The sequence below is a fragment of the Paraburkholderia sp. UCT2 genome (assembly GCF_014397665.1).
GTDB classification, from domain to species: domain Bacteria; phylum Pseudomonadota; class Gammaproteobacteria; order Burkholderiales; family Burkholderiaceae; genus Paraburkholderia; species Paraburkholderia tuberum.
In genome coordinates, this window is sequence record NZ_VZQO01000049.1 from 1 (window position 1) to 18,076 (window position 18,076).

At 64.0% G+C, this 18,076-nt stretch carries 18 protein-coding genes and 1 pseudogene; 14 read left to right on the top strand and 5 right to left on the bottom strand.

Going from position 1 to position 18,076, the window contains the following annotated elements:
* From F6X39_RS29525 to ptsP, 6 genes and pseudogenes are all read left to right on the top strand, one after another.
* Window positions 1-371: pseudogene (locus tag F6X39_RS29525) on the top strand (ammonium transporter); the annotation flags it as partial.
* Between the two features lie 252 nt (window positions 372-623).
* Entirely contained in the window at window positions 624-1,913 is a 1,290-nt protein-coding gene (gshA, locus tag F6X39_RS29530) for a glutamate--cysteine ligase (RefSeq protein WP_018434736.1), read from the top strand.
* 103 nt (window positions 1,914-2,016) lie between these two features.
* On the top strand, window positions 2,017-2,973 hold the full coding sequence (gene gshB, locus F6X39_RS29535) for a glutathione synthase (RefSeq protein ID WP_187619174.1): 957 nt from the start codon (window positions 2,017-2,019) through the stop codon (window positions 2,971-2,973).
* Window positions 2,974-3,205: 232 nt separating this feature from the next.
* Window positions 3,206-3,733 (top strand): PTS sugar transporter subunit IIA, encoded by a 528-nt coding sequence (locus F6X39_RS29540; RefSeq protein WP_187619175.1) that lies wholly within the window; start codon window positions 3,206-3,208, stop codon window positions 3,731-3,733.
* A gap of 124 nt (window positions 3,734-3,857) precedes the next feature.
* Window positions 3,858-4,127, top strand: coding sequence for an HPr family phosphocarrier protein (locus F6X39_RS29545; RefSeq protein ID WP_018419292.1), 270 nt, complete (start codon window positions 3,858-3,860; stop codon window positions 4,125-4,127).
* 370 nt (window positions 4,128-4,497) lie between these two features.
* Window positions 4,498-6,240, top strand: a complete 1,743-nt coding sequence (gene ptsP, locus F6X39_RS29550) for a phosphoenolpyruvate--protein phosphotransferase (protein ID WP_187619176.1) — start codon at window positions 4,498-4,500, stop codon at window positions 6,238-6,240.
* A 100-nt stretch (window positions 6,241-6,340) separates the two neighbouring features.
* Here the strand turns inward: ptsP and F6X39_RS29555 are convergent, their stop codons facing one another.
* The 3 genes from F6X39_RS29555 to gpmA all read right to left on the bottom strand — a co-directional run bounded on the left by F6X39_RS29555 (window position 6,341) and on the right by gpmA (window position 10,013).
* Window positions 6,341-7,099 carry a HesA/MoeB/ThiF family protein gene (locus F6X39_RS29555; protein WP_187619177.1) on the bottom strand — a complete coding sequence of 253 codons (759 nt, stop codon included), beginning with the start codon at window positions 7,097-7,099 and terminating at the stop codon, window positions 6,341-6,343.
* 235 nt (window positions 7,100-7,334) lie between these two features.
* Entirely contained in the window at window positions 7,335-8,912 is a 1,578-nt protein-coding gene (locus F6X39_RS29560; protein WP_187619178.1) for a S41 family peptidase, read from the bottom strand.
* Window positions 8,913-9,266: 354 nt separating this feature from the next.
* Window positions 9,267-10,013: a 2,3-diphosphoglycerate-dependent phosphoglycerate mutase gene (gene gpmA, locus F6X39_RS29565; RefSeq protein ID WP_184066970.1), complete on the bottom strand. Its 747-nt coding sequence runs from the start codon at window positions 10,011-10,013 to the stop codon at window positions 9,267-9,269.
* A gap of 137 nt (window positions 10,014-10,150) precedes the next feature.
* On the opposite strand from gpmA, the gene F6X39_RS29570 reads away from it, so the two are divergent.
* The 5 genes from F6X39_RS29570 to F6X39_RS29590 all read left to right on the top strand — a co-directional run bounded on the left by F6X39_RS29570 (window position 10,151) and on the right by F6X39_RS29590 (window position 13,150).
* A complete protein-coding gene (locus F6X39_RS29570) occupies window positions 10,151-10,576 on the top strand; it encodes a rhodanese-like domain-containing protein (RefSeq protein WP_187619179.1) in 426 nt (141 codons plus the stop codon).
* Window positions 10,573-10,833 (top strand): glutaredoxin 3, encoded by a 261-nt coding sequence (gene grxC, locus F6X39_RS29575; protein ID WP_090802871.1) that lies wholly within the window; start codon window positions 10,573-10,575, stop codon window positions 10,831-10,833. Before F6X39_RS29570 ends, grxC begins: the two co-directional genes overlap by 4 nt.
* A 147-nt stretch (window positions 10,834-10,980) precedes the next feature.
* The gene (gene secB, locus F6X39_RS29580) at window positions 10,981-11,457 is read left to right on the top strand and encodes a protein-export chaperone SecB (protein WP_018419299.1); all 477 of its coding nucleotides are present in this window, start codon (window positions 10,981-10,983) and stop codon (window positions 11,455-11,457) included.
* A 22-nt stretch (window positions 11,458-11,479) separates the two neighbouring features.
* Window positions 11,480-12,478, top strand: a complete 999-nt coding sequence (locus F6X39_RS29585; protein WP_090802873.1) for an NAD(P)H-dependent glycerol-3-phosphate dehydrogenase — start codon at window positions 11,480-11,482, stop codon at window positions 12,476-12,478.
* Between the two features lie 111 nt (window positions 12,479-12,589).
* Window positions 12,590-13,150 (top strand): O-acetyl-ADP-ribose deacetylase, encoded by a 561-nt coding sequence (locus F6X39_RS29590; RefSeq protein WP_187619180.1) that lies wholly within the window; start codon window positions 12,590-12,592, stop codon window positions 13,148-13,150.
* Here F6X39_RS29590 and trmL read toward each other — a convergent pair.
* Window positions 13,123-13,593, bottom strand: coding sequence for a tRNA (uridine(34)/cytosine(34)/5-carboxymethylaminomethyluridine(34)-2'-O)-methyltransferase TrmL (trmL, locus tag F6X39_RS29595; protein ID WP_090802877.1), 471 nt, complete (start codon window positions 13,591-13,593; stop codon window positions 13,123-13,125). The genes F6X39_RS29590 and trmL overlap by 28 nt on opposite strands.
* Before the next feature lie 18 nt (window positions 13,594-13,611).
* Complete coding sequence (locus F6X39_RS29600) at window positions 13,612-14,358, bottom strand: phosphoribosyltransferase family protein (RefSeq protein WP_409340024.1); 747 nt, start codon at window positions 14,356-14,358, stop codon at window positions 13,612-13,614.
* Window positions 14,359-14,479: 121 nt separating this feature from the next.
* On the opposite strand from F6X39_RS29600, the gene F6X39_RS29605 reads away from it, so the two are divergent.
* The 3 genes from F6X39_RS29605 (at window position 14,480) to coxB (ending at window position 18,034) form a co-directional block, all read left to right on the top strand.
* Window positions 14,480-15,445: a methyltransferase domain-containing protein gene (locus F6X39_RS29605; RefSeq protein WP_187619181.1), complete on the top strand. Its 966-nt coding sequence runs from the start codon at window positions 14,480-14,482 to the stop codon at window positions 15,443-15,445.
* Window positions 15,446-15,840: 395 nt separating this feature from the next.
* Window positions 15,841-16,317: a DUF2244 domain-containing protein gene (locus tag F6X39_RS29610; protein WP_187619182.1), complete on the top strand. Its 477-nt coding sequence runs from the start codon at window positions 15,841-15,843 to the stop codon at window positions 16,315-16,317.
* Between the two features lie 64 nt (window positions 16,318-16,381).
* The gene (gene coxB / locus F6X39_RS29615) at window positions 16,382-18,034 is read left to right on the top strand and encodes a cytochrome c oxidase subunit II (protein ID WP_187619183.1); all 1,653 of its coding nucleotides are present in this window, start codon (window positions 16,382-16,384) and stop codon (window positions 18,032-18,034) included.
* Window positions 18,035-18,076 lie beyond the last annotated feature (42 nt).

Below are 18,076 nucleotides of genomic sequence, written 5' to 3' on the forward strand. Positions count from 1 at the left end.
CGGCGTCGGGCTTCGTCGGCACGGTCGGCGCGCTCGTGATCGGTATCGTCGCGGGTGTGGTCTGCTTCTGGGCGGCCACGTGGCTCAAGCACAAGTTCGGGTACGACGATTCGCTCGACGCGTTCGGCGTGCACTGCATCGGCGGGATCATCGGTGCGCTGCTGACCGGCGTGTTCGCGGTCAAGGACATCGGCGGCTCGGACGGCAGCGTGATCCTGCAGGCGAAGGGCGTGCTGACGACGCTGATCTACAGCGGCGTGGTGAGCTTCGTGCTGCTGAAGATCATCGACCTGGTGATGGGCATCCGCGTGACCGAAGAGCAGGAGCGCGAAGGCCTCGACGTGAGCCTGCACGGCGAGAAAGTCGAATAACGGAGAACCTGTCCCGGTTCGGCCCGCGCTCCCGGGCCAGTCAGTAAGAAAAAATGGTTAAGCAAGCGCAGCAATTTCGCCCGCCTTCATGGCGGGCTTTTTTCTTGCTGATCGGGTTGCGAACGGTGATTTTCCGCGCCTATCATCGAGATAGGGAGAATGCATTCGAGTCTGCTTGCGAATGGAGAAACCGTCCCCAAATGGACAAAGCATTTGCTCTACAATCTTTTTTCTCCAGTCTGCGAGTGATCAATGGTTCCGCACCTAGTTACGGCGTTAAACGGCCCGCTGCTCGACCTCGAGCGGAAGATCCTCGACGCCACGCCCGCTATCGAACGCTGGTTCCGGCTCGAATGGCAGGAGCACACGCCACCGTTCTACTGTTCCGTCGATCTGCGTAACGCGGGCTTCAAGCTCGCGCCGGTCGACACCAATCTGTTTCCCGGCGCGTTCAACAATCTGCCGCAGGAAGTGCTGCCGCTCGCGGTGCAGGCCGCGATGGCCTCGATCGAAAAGATCTGCCCGGACGCGAAGAATCTGCTCGTCATTCCCGAGCGTCACACCCGCAACGCGTTCTACCTCGAAAACGTCGCCCGGCTTGCGTCGATCATGCGCCAGGCGGGTCTGAACGTACGCTTCGGCACGCTCGACGAAACCATCAACGGCCCGGTCACGATTGCGCTGTCGGACGGCCAGAAGCTGGTGCTCGAACCGCTCGAGCGCTCGCAGCGGCGCCTTGGTCTGAAGAACTTCGACCCGTGCTCGATCCTGCTGAACAACGATCTGTCCGGCGGTATTCCGCCCGTGCTCGAAAACCTGCACGAGCAGTACCTGCTGCCGCCGCTGCATGCGGGCTGGGCGGTGCGTCGCAAGTCGACGCATTTCTCGTGCTATGACGACGTCGCGAAGAAGTTCGCGAAGATGGTCGAGATCGATCCGTGGATGATCAATCCGTATTTCGCGCACGTCGAGGGCGTCGACTTCCAGCAGCGCACCGGCGAGGAAGCCCTTGCCGATGCGATCGACGGCGTGCTGAAGAAGATCGCGCGCAAGTATCGCGAGTACGGCATCTCCGAAAAACCGTATGTCGTGATCAAGTCCGATGCGGGCACCTACGGCATGGGCGTGATGACCGTGCACGACGCGTCGGAAGTCGCCGCGCTGACGAAGCGCGAACGCACGCGCATGGCCGCGACCAAAGACGGCCTCGAAGTGCACGACGTGATCGTGCAGGAAGGCGTCTACACGTTCGAGCGCATCGGCGAGGAAGTCGCCGAGCCGGTCGTCTACATGATCGACCGCTATGTGGTGGGCGGCTTCTATCGCGTGCACGGCAGCCGCGAGCGCGACCAGAACCTGAACGCGCCGGGCATGCACTTCGTGCCGCTCGGCTTCGAACACACGGCGCTGCCCGATGCGCACGCGAAGCCCGGCGCGGCGCCGCCGAACCGCTTCTATATGTATGGCGTCGTGGCGCGGCTCGGGTTGCTGGCCGCATCGGTCGAACTCGAAAAGACCGATCCTGAAGCGATCCAGGTCTAAGCCACCTCGCGCGGCAGGATGGCGGCATGCGTGCCGCCATCGCCGTCTTCAAAGACTATATTGACGAACAATGTCACGCCCCTCAGGGCGCACCGGGACTTTCATGGACATTCTTTTCATCGCCGATCCGCTCAGCCATTTCAAGATCTACAAAGACACGACCTACGCGATGATGGCCGAAGCGGCGCGGCGCGGTCACACGGTGTACACCTGCGAGCCGAAGCATCTGGCGTGGACGGGCGGCGATGTCGAGGCGAACGTGCAGCGCATTGCGATCGTCGGCGATACCACGGATCTGCATCGTGATGTCTGGTTTGCCGCCGATGCCGCCACGCCGCGCGCGCTCGCGAGCTTCGGCGCGGTCGTGATGCGCAAGGACCCGCCGTTCGACATGGAATACGTGACGTCGACCTGGCTGCTCGAACTGGCCGAGCGTGGCGGCGCACGCATCTTCAACAAACCGCAGGCGATCCGCGATCATTCGGAGAAGCTCGCAATCGGCGAGTTCGCGCAGTTCGTCGCGCCGACGCTGGTCACTCGCGACCCGGCGCGTCTGCGCGCGTTCCACGAACAGCACGGCGACGTGATCCTGAAGCCGCTCGACGGCATGGGCGGCATGGGCGTATTCCGCGTGAAGGCGGACGGCATGAACCTCGGCTCGATCGTCGAAATGCTGAGCCACGACGGCGCGCGCTCGGTGATGGCGCAGAAATTCATCCCCGAGATCAAGGAAGGTGACAAGCGCATCCTGCTGATCGGCGGCGAAGCGGTGCCGTACTCGCTCGCGCGCATTCCTCAGGGTAATGAGGTGCGCGGCAATCTGGCGGCCGGCGGACTGGGCGTCGCGCGGCCGCTCAGCGAGCAGGATCGCAAGATCGCCGATACGCTCGCGCCGGTGCTGGCGGCGCGCGGCCTGCTGCTGGTCGGACTCGATGCGATCGGCGACTGGCTCACCGAAGTCAACGTCACGAGCCCGACGTGTTTCCGCGAGATCATGGACCAGACCGGCTTCGACGTCGCCGCGATGTTCGTCGACGCGCTGGAGCGCGCGGTCGGCTGACGCGTGGCGCGCCGACGCAGTGGCCTTGATTGCCCGGCTGCACCCCCAATCTGTGTAGTAAATCCGCATCAGGCGTGGCGTCGGGATTGGCGCGAAAATGAGGCTGCTACAATGCCCGCTCGCCCGACGATGCATTCCCGCCCTCGCGACCCACGGCCGGTCCGGGGCGATGGCGAACCGGGCTTGAGTCCCGGTCCACGGTTTGGGGCCGTTCTTTTGCAGTAAGGCTGATATGGCAGGCATTCTGATCATTGCGCACGCTCCATTCGCCACCGCGTTGCGCGATTGCATTTCCCACATCTATGGCGGTTTGCCGGCGCGTATCGGCGTGATCGACGTGTCGCCGGATTGCGATCCTGCGCAGGTCGTCGCGTTCGCGAATTCGGAAGTCGTGCGGCTGAAGGAAGAGAACGGCGCGCTCGTGCTGACCGACATGTTCGGCGCGACGCCGGCCAACATCGCGGGCCGGCTCGCCACCGTGCCGGACGTGCGTGTGCTGTGCGGCGTCAATCTGCCGATGCTGGTGCGCGCGGTCTGCTATCGCGCGACGCCGCTCGACACGCTCGTCGACAAGGCGCTCGCCGGCGCGACCAAGGGCGTGCACGCGATCGGACCGGCGATGCCGACACCGGTCACGCCGCCAGCGTACGCTGCCGAGTGCCTGCCGGCGCTGCCGCCTGACGCGGCGGCCGCCGACTGTGTTCCCGCTTTGCCGGCCGACGCCGATCTGACGCAAAAGACGGACGCGCCCGGCCTGTAAGCCGGGCTGGTTCGCAGGCAAGCTTCAACGGATTCAAGCGGTTTCACAACGGTGCCGATCGCATTGGAGCCGCTTTGCACTAACACTTTTCACCATTTCATTCACCCGCGCTTCGGACCATCACATGCTGCAACAGGAAACGACAATTGTGAACAAGCTGGGGCTGCACGCGCGCGCGTCGGCCAAGTTGACGCAACTCGCGGGCAACTACCAGGCGGAAATCTGGATGAGCCGCAATGGCCGTCGTATCAACGCGAAGAGCATCATGGGCGTGATGATGCTGGCCGCGGGCATCGGCAGTACCGTGCTGATCGAAACGGAAGGCACCGACGAACAGGACGCGATGGACGCGCTCTTGAAACTGATCGCCGATAAATTTGGCGAAGGTCAATAAAGCCGCGCGCTTTGCGTTCGACAAACCCGAAAATGCCGCGGCTCAGTCCGCGGTTTTTTTTCGCCGCCGACATCTGAATATCAGAAGAGGCGCGCCGTTAATCGACATTAAAGGGATCTAGAAGCGGCGCGAAAGCCATCGGGAAGAGTGCGTAAGACGACGTGCGTTTTCAATGTTTAAACCATATGTTTTGCGCGACGTGTATAAAGCGAAGCTTCGCCGGGTACGAGGGCACCTCGTTGCGATAATCCGTGCTGCGCTGCACACACCGCTGACACACTTCAAAAAGGCGCGGAATTTATAATGCCCAGTACAGTCTGAGAGCATTGCAGCGGTTTGCCGCGGCATTACACAACTAGAGGAGGTGCGCGTGTCATTCACGCTGCATGGAATTCCCGTGTCACGCGGTATCGCCATCGGGCGGGCCTATCTGATCGCCCCGGCAGCACTCGACGTAGACCACTATCTGATCGAACCGCCCCAGATCGAAGGGGAGGTCGGGCGTTTTCGCGCGGCTCAGCAACGCGTGCATGAAGAACTCAACGTATTGCGCGCCGATCTTGCCGCGGATGCCCCGAGCGAAATGGGCGCGTTCATCGACGTTCACACGATGATCCTGAACGACGTCATGCTCGTTCAGGAAACCATCGACCTGATCCGCACGCGCCGCTACAACGTGGAATGGGCGCTGACCGAACAGCTCGAAAGACTGTCGCGCCATTTCGACACTATCGAAGACGAATACCTGCGCGAGCGCAAGGCCGATATCGAGCAGGTCGTCGAGCGCGTGCTGAAGGCGCTCGCGGGCGCGCCGGGCATCGTCGGCAACGTGCATGGCGCGTGCGACGAGATGATCGTGGTCGCGCATGACATCGCGCCGGCCGACATGATGCAGTTCAAGACGCAGACGTTCCAGGGCTTCGTCACCGATCTCGGCGGGCGCACGTCGCATACCGCGATCGTCGCGCGCAGCCTCGGCATTCCGGCCGCGGTCGGCGTGCAGCATGCGAGCGCGCTGATCCGCCAGGACGATCTGATCATCGTCGATGGCGACCACGGCATCGTGATCGTCGATCCCGCGCCGATCGTGCTCGAGGAATACTCGTACCGGCAAAGCGAGAAGGAACTCGAGCAGCGCAAGCTGCAACGGCTCAAGTTCTCGCCGACGCAAACGCTGTGCGGCACGCGCATCGAACTGTGCGCGAACATCGAGTTGCCGGACGACGCGCTCGCGGCGGTCGAATCGGGCGCGACCGGCGTGGGTCTGTTCCGCACCGAGTTTCTGTTCATGAATCACAAGCACCGGATGCCCGAAGAGGAGGCGCAGTTCAGCGCGTATCGTCGCGCGGTCGAACTGATGAACGGCTTGCCGGTCACGATCCGCACGATCGACGTCGGCGCCGACAAGCCGCTCGATTCGATGGGCGGCGACGGCTACGAGACCGCCGCGAATCCGGCGCTCGGTTTGCGCGCGATTCGCTGGAGCCTGTCCGAGCCGCAGATGTTCCTCACGCAGTTGCGCGCGATCCTGCGCGCGTCGGCGTTCGGCAGGGTGAAGATCCTGATCCCGATGCTCGCGCACGCGCAGGAAATCGACCAGACGCTCGATCTGATCCGCGAAGCAAAGCGTCAACTCGACGACGCGGGTATCGCTTACGATCCGAACGTGCAGGTGGGCGCGATGATCGAGATCCCGGCCGCCGCGATCGCGTTGCCGCTGTTTCTGAAGCGGCTCGATTTCCTGTCGATCGGCACCAACGATCTGATTCAGTACACGCTCGCGATCGATCGCGCGGACAACGCGGTCGCGCATCTGTACGACCCGCTGCATCCGGCCGTGCTGCATCTGATCGCGTTCACGCTGCGCGAGGCGAAACGCGCGGGCGTGCCCGTGTCGGTGTGCGGTGAGATGGCGGGCGATCCGGCGTTGACGCGTCTGCTGCTCGGCATGGGCCTGACCGAGTTTTCGATGCATCCGAGCCAACTCCTCGAGGTCAAGCAGGAAGTGCTGCGCTCGCATCTGAAGACGCTCGAAAAGCCCGTTGCCGACGTGCTGGCTTCGTTCGAGCCGGAGGAGGTGCAGGCGGCGCTCAAGCGGGTCGCGCTGGTTTGAATCTGACGCGCATCGTCTTGCCTCGTTGAACGAAAAAACGCCGCACATGTGCGGCGTTCTGCTATTTCGGCGTCACGCGAACGGGCAGTGCAGGACCGCCTCAAGACCCGTGCGCGTGGCCGCACACCGGACAATCCGGCTGACGTCCGATGCGCATCGTGCTCCATTCCATCCGCAGCGAATCGAGCATCGTCAGGCGGCCCACGAGCGGCGTGCCGATTGCGCCGATCACCTTCAGCGCTTCGGCAGCCTGCATCGAACCGATGATGCCGACCGTCGGCGCGAACACGCCCATCGTCGAGCATGCGACTTCTTCGAACGGCTGGTCTTCGGGAAACACGCACGCGTAGCACGGCGACGCTTCATCGCGGAAATCGAAAGTGCTGATCTGGCCGTCGAAGCGCAGCGCCGCGCCCGACACGAGCGGCACGCGATGCTTGACGCACGCGCGGTTGATCGCGTGACGCGTCGCGAAGTTGTCGGTGCAATCGAGCACGACACTCGCGTGCGGCACCTCGCGGTCGAGCCACGCATCGTCGACGCGCTCGGCCACCGCGGTGACGACGACCTCGGGATTGATCCGCGCGAGCATGTCGCGACCGGACTCGACCTTCCTACGTCCAACCGACGCGCTCACGTGCAGGATCTGCCGCTGCAGATTAGTCAGGTCGACGGTATCGGCATCGACGAGCGTCAGACGGCCGACGCCCGCCGCCGCGAGATACAGCGCGGCTGGCGAACCGAGCCCGCCAGCGCCGACGATGATCGCGTGGGCGTCGATAAAACGCTGCTGCGCCTCGATGCCGATTTCGTCGACGAGGATGTGGCGGGAGTAGCGAAGGAGTTGATCGTCATTCATGGCGGGGCGCGTGGGATGTGTCGCTATGTCGCTGTGTCGCGCAAGGAGAGGCAGGCTGAGGGGCCGCGGCGCGCATTCGTGGCTGTTATTTTAATCGCGCGGGGAGGGTGGCGGTTGCGGCTTGCCGTGATGCGCCACCGGTTAGGCGGCGGCTTTTGCTGAAACTGTTGCGGCGTGTCTTCGCAGACTATCGTGCTGCGAAGACACGCGCGGGGTTCGCTGCCTGTTGGCCAGCTTACTTGCCAGCGGGAGCCGGTGCCGAAGCCGGCGCCGGTCCCGATGCGCCCGGCACCGGTTGCGTCGGCTTCACCGCGACCGGCGCGGAGGCCGACGTGCCCGGCTTGTTCTGCGCGAGACGGCGTTCCATCAGCGACTTCGATTCCTGAACCGGTTTGCCTTCGAGCTTGTCGACCGCCTGTTGCAGCATGAAGTCGTCGGCCGAACCGAACTCGACCGGCTTGCGTTCGCGCTCCTTCTGGCGCTGTTCCGGCGTCTTCTTGTCGTTCTGTTCTTCGAGCTGACGCAGTTGGTCCATGCGCTCCTGCTCGCGCTGCTCCGCTTCCTTCTTCTCGTTCGGGTCCTGCGTGTTCGCAAGGTGATTCGAGTAGTCGACTTCGCGGGTCACGAGCGCGTCGTCCGGATCGCCTTCCGCGTATTGGTCGACAGGAAGGTCGGGGCGGATACCCTTGTTCTGGATCGAACGGCCGCTCGGCGTGTAGTAATACGCGGTGGTCAGGCGCAGTGCGGTGTCGGCCGTCATGGGGCGCACGGTTTGCACCGAACCCTTGCCGAACGTGGTCTTGCCGAGAATCAGCGCGCGGTGCTGATCCTGCAGCGCGCCCGCGACGATTTCCGACGCCGACGCCGAATACGCGTTGGTCAGCACGATCATGGGCACGGTCTTGAAGATGGCCGGGACGTCCTTGAGCGGATCGCTGTCGAACGATTGCAGACGGTAGTTATCGTAGGTGTCGCGATAGATCTGCTTCGAATCCGGAATCTGGCCGTTGGTCGACACCACCACCGAATTCGGCGGCAGGAACGCGCCCGCGACGCCGACCGCGCTTTGCAGCAGACCGCCGCCGTTGTTGCGCAGGTCGAGGATGAGGCCCTTCAGGTTCGGCTCCTGGCGCGCGAGATCCTGCAGCTTGGCCGCGAGGTCGGGCGTGGTGCGTTCCTGGAAGCTCGTGATGCGCACGTACGCGAAGCCCGGCGCGACGATCTTGCCCTTCACCGACTGCACCTTGATGATCGCGCGCGTGACGGTGAGCGGGAACGTGCGGTCGTCGGTCTTGCGGAAGATGGTCAGCGTGACCTTGGTGCCCGGGTCGCCGCGCATCTGCTTGACCGCCTGGTCGAGCGTCATGCCGCGCACGGGCTTGTCGTTGATGCGCGTGATCAGGTCGCCAGGACGGATGCCGGCGCGAAACGCGGGCGTGTCTTCGATTGGCGAAATTACCTTGATCAGGCCGTCTTCCGACGAAATTTCGATGCCGAGGCCCGCGAAGCGGCCCTTGGTCTGCTCCTGCAGCTCTTCGTAGTCGGTCTTGTCGAGGTACGACGAGTGCGGGTCGAGGCTGGACACCATGCCCTTGATCGCGGCGGTGAGCAGCTTCTTGTCGTCGACCGGTTCGACGTATTCGTGCTTGATCTGCCCGAACACTTCGGCGAAAAGCCTGAGCTGGTCTAGCGGCAGCGGGGCGACCGCAGCGCTAGCGGGTTGCTGGGCCGAGGCGGAGTATTGCAGGGTGGCAAAGACACCGGTAGCAAGGCCCGCGGCAATCAGGCCGATATTTTTCAGGTTCTTTCGCATAGAGTCTGTTGCGGTCGGAAGCGCGTGGCAGCGTCGATAAAGATTGGACGGACAAGTATAACTGCACACCCGCCTGCTCAGGGCGCGGTGCAGGCAATCGTGCTTCGACAGTACGGGAAGGTCCTGGTTCTTGCGACCCGAGCCGCGGATGGCGAGCCGTACGACATGGCACTCGGCGGGTCGGAACCGAGAGTTGCCGCGCAAGGCCAGCGGATGCGCTCGCCGCTACGGTGAACCCTGCAGCGGGCCTCTGAATCTGACCGCCGGGCGCAATACAGAATTTCTTGCCGGCCCGGTTGTCTGCGTGCGGCCCCGCGCGTTTTCGTGGCGTGGGCCGCGCCCGGAAATGCCGGATCAGCCCGCCTTGCCCTGGCTCGCGACCGCGGCTTGCGCCTTGGCGATCGCGTCCTGGTCGCCGAGATAGTAGTGCTTGATCGGCTTCAGGTTGTCGTCGAGTTCATAGACGAGCGGCACGCCGTTCGGGATGTTGAGGCCGACGATGTCGCTGTCCGAGATGTTGTCGAGATACTTGACCAGCGCGCGGATCGAGTTGCCGTGCGCGGCGATCAGGATGCTGCGCCCCGACTTGATGGCCGGCGCAATCGACTCGTTCCACAGCGGCAACACGCGCGCGACCGTGTCTTTCAGGCACTCGGTCAGCGGCAGTTGCTCGCGCGGCACCTTGGCGTAGCGCGGATCGGTGTACGGCGCGCGCTCGTCGGTGGGCTCGAGCGCGGGCGGCGGCGTGTCGTAGCTGCGGCGCCAGACCAGCACCTGCTCGTCGCCGAACTTGGCGGCGGTTTCGGCCTTGTTCAGACCCGACAGCGCGCCGTAGTGGCGTTCGTTCAGGCGCCACGAATGCACGACGGGCAGGTACATCAGATCCATCTGGTCCTGCACATGCCACAGCGTGCGGATCGCGCGCTTGAGCACCGACGTGTAGGCGATGTCGAACGTATAGCCCGATTCCTTGAGCAGCCCGCCCGCCTGCTGCGCCTCGAGGTTGCCCTGCTCGGTGAGGTCGACGTCGACCCAGCCGGTGAAGCGGTTTTCCTTGTTCCAAGTCGATTCGCCGTGGCGGATGAGAACGAGTTTGTACATGAGAGTTGCCGGTCGGTAGTGAGGAAGCGGTCTCGCGCTGTGCGGCGCCTCTAGCGGCGCGTCGCCATCGCGTCAGACGGTTATTTTATAATGGTCAGGTTGACCTCTTCGATTTCTCTCTTTCCGGCGGATCCTCCGTGAAGTTTTTCACCGAATACACAAACCTTGTCCTGATCGCAATCGTCCTTATCTCTGGTGGGTTGCTGCTGTGGCCGACCATCAGTCGGCGTGGACGTGGCGGCCTGTCGGCCGCTGAAGCCACCCAACTGATCAACCGGCGCAACGCGGCGGTCATCGATCTGCGGCCGTCCGCCGATTACGCCAAGGGGCACCTGCCCTCGGCACGGCATTTCGAATTCACAGAGTTGCAGGCGAAAGTCACGCAACTCGCGAAGAATAAGAGCAACCCGGTGCTGCTGGTGTGCCAGACCGGCCAGCAGTCGAACAAGGCCGCGCGTATCGTGCAGGAAGCGGGATACGTGGAAGTCCATGTTCTCGAGGGCGGCGTCGACGCCTGGCAGAAAGCCGGTATGCCGGTTGTGAAACAAGGAGCAGCCAAGTGAACAAAGTGATCATGTACAGCACCCAGGTGTGCCCGTATTGCCAGATGGCCGAACGTCTTTTAAAGTCGCGCGGCGTCGAGCACGTTGAGAAAGTACTGATCGACAAGGACCCGGGCCGTCGTGAGGAGATGATGACCCGGACCGGTCGTCGCACGGTGCCGCAGGTGTTCATCGGCGAGACGCATGTGGGCGGCTATGATGACCTTTCCGCGCTCGATCGCGCGGGCGGTCTGACGCCGCTGCTCGAAGCAGCCTGAGTTCGCGCGTTTCGCGCCGCGCGAGCGGGCGGACCACTCGATAAGCCGGCGCACGCGCTCCTCGTGGAGCCGGCGAGCCGGCGCAATAATCTGGCGGCCCATGCGTGCATCGGCCGCCGCCACGCACACCTATCAGGAATCACCATCATGTCCGACGAGAATAACCAGCCGTTCTTCAACATCCAGCGCATCTATCTGAAGGACATGTCGCTTGAGCAGCCGAATTCGCCGGGCATCTTCCTCGAGCAGGAAATGCCGTCGGTCGAAGTCGAAGTCGACGTGAAGGCCGAGCGCCTCGCCGAATCCGTGTTTGAAATTCTCGTGACGGGCACGGTCACGGCCAAGGTGTCGGACAAGGTCGCGTTCCTGATCGAAGCGAAACAGGCCGGCATTTTTGACATTCGCAACATTCCTGCCGAGCAGATCGATCCGCTCGTCGGCATTGCCTGCCCGACCATCCTGTTCCCGTACCTGCGCTCGAACATCGCCGATGCGATCACCCGCGCCGGCTTCCCGCCGATCCACCTCGCCGAGATCAACTTCCAGGCGCTGTACGAGCAGCGTCTCGCCCAGATGAGCGCGGCGCAGCAGGACGGCGCGGCGCAAAAAGGCGTCACGCATTAAGGCGCCGCGCGCAGTGCCGGCTATGAAAGTCGCCGTTCTCGGCGCTGGCGCCTGGGGCACCGCCCTCGCCGGCCATCTGGCCTTAAGGCACCACACGGTGTTGTGGGCGCGCGAGTCCGCGCTCATCGCCGAGCTTTCCACTTCGCATGAAAACGCCCGCTATCTGGCGGGCGTCGCGTTGCCGCCCGCGCTTCGCTTTGAAGCGGATCTCGGAGTGGCGCTCGATCACGCGCTCGACGACGATGCGCTGTGCGTGGTCGCGACGCCCGTGGCTGGCCTGCGCGGCCTGTTGCGCGCGATGCGCGATGCGGGCAAGGTGCCCGCGCATATCGTGTGGCTGTGCAAGGGGTTCGAAGCGGATTCGCAGTTGTTGCCGCATCAGGCGGTCGCGGCGGAATTGCCCGAGCATGCGAGCAACGGCGTGTTGTCCGGACCGAGCTTCGCGCGCGAAGTCGGGCAGGGGCTGCCGGTTGCGTTGACGATCGCGAGCCCGTCGGCGGCGTGCCGCGAACGCACGGTCGCGGCGTTCCATCACGGCGCGATGCGCATCTATACCGGCGACGACGTCGTCGGCGTCGAAGTGGGCGGCGCGGTGAAAAACGTGCTCGCCATCGCCACGGGCATCGCCGATGGCCTCGGCCTCGGCCTCAATGCACGCGCGGCGCTGATCACCCGCGGCCTCGCCGAAATGTCGCGCCTTGGCGTGACGCTCGGTGGGCGCGCGGAAACCTTTACCGGGTTGACCGGCCTCGGTGATCTGATTCTGACTGCCACCGGCGATCTGTCGCGCAACCGCACCGTGGGCCTGCAACTCGCCACGGGCCGCACGCTCGACGACATCCTCGGCGGTCTCGGTCACGTGGCTGAAGGCGTGCGCTGTGCGCGGGCGGTACTCTCGATCGCACGTGCTCATGCAATCGAAATGCCGATCACGCAGGCGGTCTGCGCGGTGCTGTTCGACGGCGTGGCGCCGCGCGATGCGGTTAGCGCGCTCCTGCGGCGCGATTCGAAGGCGGAATAAAGCCTTTTCTATCAGCCGTTTAGCGGAAATTCGCGTTGAACGGCTGCCTCGTCTGGTTGTCCACTTCGGGTTGTCCACTTCGTTAGCGAGACTCGGGTCAGCGAGGTTCCCATGCCCACCTTCAATCTCAGTCGAGGCACGTGCACGCTCGAAGCGCGCGTGGTCGATATCACGACGCTCGCCGTCGATGCGATCGTCAATGCCGCGAATACTTCGCTGCTCGGTGGCGGCGGTGTGGATGGCGCGATTCATCGCGCGGCCGGCAAGGAGTTGCTGCGCGAATGCGAAACGCTCGGCGGCTGCGCGACCGGCGACGCCAAAATCACCGCCGGCTATCGTCTGCCCGCGAAGCATGTTATTCACGCGGTCGGTCCAGTGTGGCGTGGCGGCGCGCATGGCGAGGCCGACCTGCTCGCATCGTGCTATCAGCGCTCACTCGAAGTCGCGCGCGAAACTCAGTGCACGAGCATCGCGTTTCCAGCGATCAGCTGCGGTATCTACCGTTTCCCCGCCGACGTTGCGGTCAGCATCGCGGTCGCGACCGTACTCGACACGTTGCCGCGCACACCACACATGAAGCACGTGACGTTCGCGTGCTTCGACGACGCGATGTTCGCACGCTACGAGGCCGAGCTCGAACGCCGTCAGGCGCCGCCTTCGAAGCCGGCCTGACGCCACGCTTCGAATACCACGATCGCCACCGTATTCGACAGATTCAGACTGCGATTGCCGGGACGCATCGGCAGACGCACGCGCTGTTCGTTCGCAAAGCGCTCGAGCACCGTGCCGGGCAGGCCGCGCGTTTCGGCGCCGAACACGAACCAGTCGCCCGGTTGAAACGCGTGGTCGTGAAAGCGCCCCGAGCCGCGCGTCGTGAATGCGAACATGCGCGACGCGTCGGGCGTTTCTTTCGCGATGAACGCGTCCCAATCGGCATGCACGTTCATTTCCGCGTACTCGTGATAGTCGAGGCCGGCGCGCCGCATCTTGGTGTCGTCGAGAGGGAAGCCGAGCGGCTCGATCAGGTGCAGCCGGGCGCCGGTGTTCGCGCACAGGCGAATCACGTTGCCGGTGTTGGGCGGAATTTCGGGTTCTACGAGAACGACGTTGAACATAAGAAGACCACGTAAAAGCTAGTTTTTCGGAGTGCGCAGCGCGACGAAGTTCGTAACCCGCCGCGCGCCGGCGGCCTTCAGCGTATGCGCGAGCGCTTCGAGCGTCGCGCCGCTCGTCATGACATCGTCGACGATGCCGACGTGCAGGCCACGCACTGGGCGCGCAACGCGAAACGCTCGGCCGACGTTCTGCCGGCGCGCATCGAGATCGAGGCGCGATTGCGGCGCGGTGTCGAGCGTTCGTTCGAGCAGCGTGGGGTCGCCGCGCACGCCGAGCGCCCGGGCGAGCGGCCGCGCGATCTGCCAGGCCTGGTTGTAGCCGCGCTCGACCAGACGGCGACCGGCGAGCGGCACTGGCGCGATCACGTCGGGCCGCTCGGCCGCGTCGTGCCAATTGGCTTCAGCGAGCCGCGCGAGGCGTTGCGCGAAGTCTCGCGCGAGCATCAGCCGGGCGCGGAACTTCAGGCCGACTGCGAGCGTATCGAGCGGCGCGCGATAGTCGGCGAGCGCGAAGCTCGCGTCGAACGGCGGCGGCTCGGCCACGCAATCCGCGCAGCGATACCGCGCCTGAGCGACCCAGCGTGACGCCGGCAACGGCACCGCGCAAACGGTGCAGCGCAGCCGGCTCTCGTTCCAGTAGGCCGCGTCGCAACCGTCGCACAACGTCTTATGCGACAAATTGCCGCACAACGCGCACAGGTTCGGCAGCGCGGCGTTCAAGGCCCGCGGCCATGCCGAATGCAGACCGCGCGCAAAACGCGCCACCTGATTTCGACACGACGAAGAAAATGACTGGAATCGCACGAGTGAGCGCCGGTGAAAGCCGTTCTCGCTGAATGGAGGGGAACGACCGAGTATACTTCGAGCTCACGCCAGCACGACACACATGTCCCCAACATCCGCTCAATCTGGCCGTCCGGCCTACGATTCACGGCGCCTCAGGCGTATTTTCGACCGTCGCGCTGCCACCTTCGACGAGGTTGCGTTCCTGCCGCGAGAGATTGCGCAGCGCATGCGCGAGCGCCTCGATTACATCAAGGTGGCGCCCTCGAGCGTGCTCGACGCCGGTTGCGGCGCGGGCGAAGACCTCCCCGCATTGCGCGAACGCTTTCCCGAGGCGCCGGTGTTCGGCGCTGATCTGTCGCACGGCATGCTCCGCCGCGCGCTGCGTCACGATGCCGGCGACACCAGTTGGCGGCGCTTTCTTCCCGCCTCGCTCGGCAAGGCGCTCGGCGCGCGTGGCCCGCGCTTCGCGCAAACCGATTTCTCCGCGCTGCCGTTCACGTCCGGCGCATTCGAATTCATCTGGTCCAACCTCGCGCTGCACTGGCACTCGCGGCCCGATCTGGTCTTTCCCGAATGGCAGCGCGTGCTGAAGGTCAACGGCCTGCTAATGTTCAGCACGCTCGGCCCCGATACGCTGAAGGAGTTGCGCGGTGCCTACGCCGAGATCGAGGCCGCGCACGGCGTCGCGTCTCGCAAGCATGTGATCGACTTCGTCGACATGCACGACCTCGGCGACATGCTCGTCGAGGCGGGCTTCGAGATTCCGGTGATGGACCAGGAGACGCTGACGATCACCTATAAGTCGCCCGAGTCGCTGCTCGCGGACGTGCGTCGCTGGGGCGCGTACCCGTTCGAGCGCGATGCGCGTGACGGCGTGCTCACGCGTCGGTTGCACAAAGCCCTGCTCGCCGCGCTCGAAGCGCGCCGGCGCGCCGACGGCACGATCGCGCTGACCTTCGAGGTGATCTACGGCCACGCATGGAAAGCCGTGCCGCGCACCACGGCGGAAGGACATGGCATCGTGCGGCTCGAGGACATCGGACGAGGTCCGGGCAAGCGTGGATAGCAGATTGCGGTGCTGTCATCAACTGCTTGCCGACGGTGCGGTTGACGTGTTGCAAAAGCGGTAAAGAGGACATCCGTTATGCCTGGGATTTGCCCTTCAAAAGAGCCGCAAAATGCTGGGCAAAATGGCGCGAAGGCTTGTCGCGCCTGGCTTGTGGGCCGATCGGGGCTTGCTTGTCGATGCTATGGATCACGCCTATAATGCGTCAGTTTGTCACCCGAGGTTCCCACATTTGGGGTGGCAAGCCCGAGGCGCGGGGCTGCAAAATGAAGTGATGCGGTAGGGGTTGGCGCGCTCGCGAGTGATGCTGGAAACAGTGACACGAACGGCGGCCGCGAGATGCATCCGGAAGTAAAAGAAGGCAGGCCGGACTCGACGATTCGCAGGAGGCAGCGATGGGCGCATCAGATCATCTGCTGGCGGATTCAGAACCTGTCCTCAGGGACTGGACCATGAAGCGCAACTGTTCGATATCGCCGCGGCAGTTCGTCTGTCTGTACGTGTCGCTTGCGTTGTTTTCGTTGGCAATTGCATTCATGCTGGTTCTGGTCGGCGCCTGGCTGGTGTTGCCGTTCACCGGAGTCGAATTGCTGGCCGTAGGTATCGCGTTTGCAATATATGCGCGTCATGCTGTCGATTACGAGCGCATCCGGTTGTTTCCGAACCGGATCGTGATCGAGCAGGTCAGCGCCGAGCAGATTACGCAGTTCGAATTCAATCCGCGCTGGGTGCGGATAGAGCCGGGCGCAACGCCGCGCGATCAGATCAAGCTGGTCTCGCGCGGGCAGACGATCATGATCGGGCAACACCTCGCGCAGAATCGGCGCGCGCAGTTCGCAGGCGAACTACGTATGTGGCTGGCACGTTGTTAGATGGTGCCGGACGCGCGGCGTTCAAGGGGGCGCGACACGCTGCCAGCGGGGTCGAGGGGTTTGAATGGAAAATTTGGGTAAGGAAGCTATGAAAACAATCAAGCGAGCGCTCATGAGCGTGCTGGCGACGAGCGGACTGCTTTTCGCCGGTGCCGCCCTGGCAGTGGGCGATGCTCCGGGCGGCCCCGCCGTCAACGCGATCAATCTCCAGCCGCCTGCAACGAGAATCGCTGAGGAACTGTTCAGCCTCCACATGTTCATGCTGGGCCTTTGCACCGTGATCTTCATCGGTGTGTTCGGCGTGATGTTCTATTCGATCTTCGCGCACCGCAAATCGAAAGGCCACAACGCAGCCAATTTCCACGAAAGCACCACCGTCGAAATCATCTGGACAATCGTGCCGTTCGTCATCGTCGTGCTGATGGCGCTGCCCGCCACCAAGGCCGTCGTCGCGATGAAGGACACCTCGAACGCCGACCTCACGATCAAGGTCACCGGCTACCAGTGGAAGTGGGGCTACGACTACGTGAAGGGTCCGGGCGAGGGCATCGGCTTCCTGTCCACGCTCGCCACGCCGCGCGCGCAAACCGATGGCCGCGAGCCGATCTCCACGCTGTATCTGCAGGAAGTCGACAACCCGCTCGTGGTGCCGGTCGACAAGAAAATCCGCATCATCACCACCGCGAACGACGTGGTCCACTCCTGGTACGTGCCGGCCTTCGGCGTGAAGCAGGACGCGATTCCCGGCTTCGTGCGCGACACGTGGTTCAAGGCCAACCGCACCGGCACGTTCCGCGGCTTCTGTACCGAACTGTGCGGCAAGGAACACGCGTTCATGCCGGTCGTCGTCGAGGTGCTGTCTGCCGACGACTACGCGAAGTGGGTCGACGAGGAGAAGAAGAAAATGGCCGCAGGCCAGGACGATCCGAACAAGACCTACACGATGGCCGAGCTGATGGAACGCGGCGGCAAGGTCTACGCGTCGAACTGCGCGGTCTGCCACCAGCCGACCGGCAAGGGCGCGGGCGCATTCCCGGCGCTCGACGGCAGCAAGATCGCCAACGGTCCGATCGGGCAGCACGTGAGCCTCGTGTTGAAGGGCAAGAACGCGATGCCTTCGTGGGCGCCGACGCTGAACGACGTCGAAATCGCCGCGGTGATCACGTACGAACGTAACTCGTGGGGCAACCACACGGGCGACATCCTGCAGCCGAAGCAGGTCGCCGACGCGCGCAACGGCAAGCTGCCGGAAGGCGGCGATCATCTGGCCAACGCCGGTGCTGCCGCGAGCGGCGCCGTTGCGGCATCGGGCGCGGAAGCAGCGTCGGGCGCAGAAGCGGTGTCCGCACCGGCCGCATCGGGCAACGAGGCTAGCGCGGCTGCTTCGAACAGCGCAGAGGCCGCGCTGCCGGCGAGCATCTACTTCGAGACCGGCAAGAGCACGCTGCCGGCCGACGCGAAAGCGGCGGTCGACGCGGCCGCGGCCTACGCGAAGGCGCATCCGGACGCGAAATTCACGCTGTCGGGCTTCACCGACGCAACCGGCTCCGCCGACGTCAACGCGAAGCTCGCGAAGAGTCGTGCCGAAGCCGTTCGCGACGCGCTGAAAGCAGCCGGCATTGCCGAAGACCATATTCTTTTGAAGAAGCCGGAAACGATCACCGGCGGCACCGACGCGAAGGAAGCCCGGCGCGTTCAGATCAGCCCGGCAGCCTGACGTGTTCATGGTCAGCACCGCAGAATTCGCTTTAGGAGATTG

What these genes read in the sequence shown, in the direction of transcription:
- secB (WP_018419299.1), top strand. Translation starts at nt 10,981, where the DNA reads ATGTCCGACGAGAATAACCAGCCGTTCTTCAACATCCAGCGCATCTAT.
- gpmA (WP_184066970.1), bottom strand. Translation starts at nt 10,013, where the DNA reads ATGTACAAACTCGTTCTCATCCGCCACGGCGAATCGACTTGGAACAAG.
- F6X39_RS29545 (WP_018419292.1), top strand. Translation starts at nt 3,858, where the DNA reads ATGCTGCAACAGGAAACGACAATTGTGAACAAGCTGGGGCTGCACGCG.
- gshA (WP_018434736.1), top strand. Translation starts at nt 624, where the DNA reads ATGGTTCCGCACCTAGTTACGGCGTTAAACGGCCCGCTGCTCGACCTC.
- F6X39_RS29590 (WP_187619180.1), top strand. Translation starts at nt 12,590, where the DNA reads ATGCCCACCTTCAATCTCAGTCGAGGCACGTGCACGCTCGAAGCGCGC.
- gshB (WP_187619174.1), top strand. Translation starts at nt 2,017, where the DNA reads ATGGACATTCTTTTCATCGCCGATCCGCTCAGCCATTTCAAGATCTAC.
- F6X39_RS29540 (WP_187619175.1), top strand. Translation starts at nt 3,206, where the DNA reads ATGGCAGGCATTCTGATCATTGCGCACGCTCCATTCGCCACCGCGTTG.
- coxB (WP_187619183.1), top strand. Translation starts at nt 16,382, where the DNA reads ATGGAAAATTTGGGTAAGGAAGCTATGAAAACAATCAAGCGAGCGCTC.
- F6X39_RS29585 (WP_090802873.1), top strand. Translation starts at nt 11,480, where the DNA reads ATGAAAGTCGCCGTTCTCGGCGCTGGCGCCTGGGGCACCGCCCTCGCC.
- F6X39_RS29610 (WP_187619182.1), top strand. Translation starts at nt 15,841, where the DNA reads ATGGGCGCATCAGATCATCTGCTGGCGGATTCAGAACCTGTCCTCAGG.
- F6X39_RS29560 (WP_187619178.1), bottom strand. Translation starts at nt 8,912, where the DNA reads ATGCGAAAGAACCTGAAAAATATCGGCCTGATTGCCGCGGGCCTTGCT.
- trmL (WP_090802877.1), bottom strand. Translation starts at nt 13,593, where the DNA reads ATGTTCAACGTCGTTCTCGTAGAACCCGAAATTCCGCCCAACACCGGC.
- F6X39_RS29555 (WP_187619177.1), bottom strand. Translation starts at nt 7,099, where the DNA reads ATGAATGACGATCAACTCCTTCGCTACTCCCGCCACATCCTCGTCGAC.
- F6X39_RS29605 (WP_187619181.1), top strand. Translation starts at nt 14,480, where the DNA reads ATGTCCCCAACATCCGCTCAATCTGGCCGTCCGGCCTACGATTCACGG.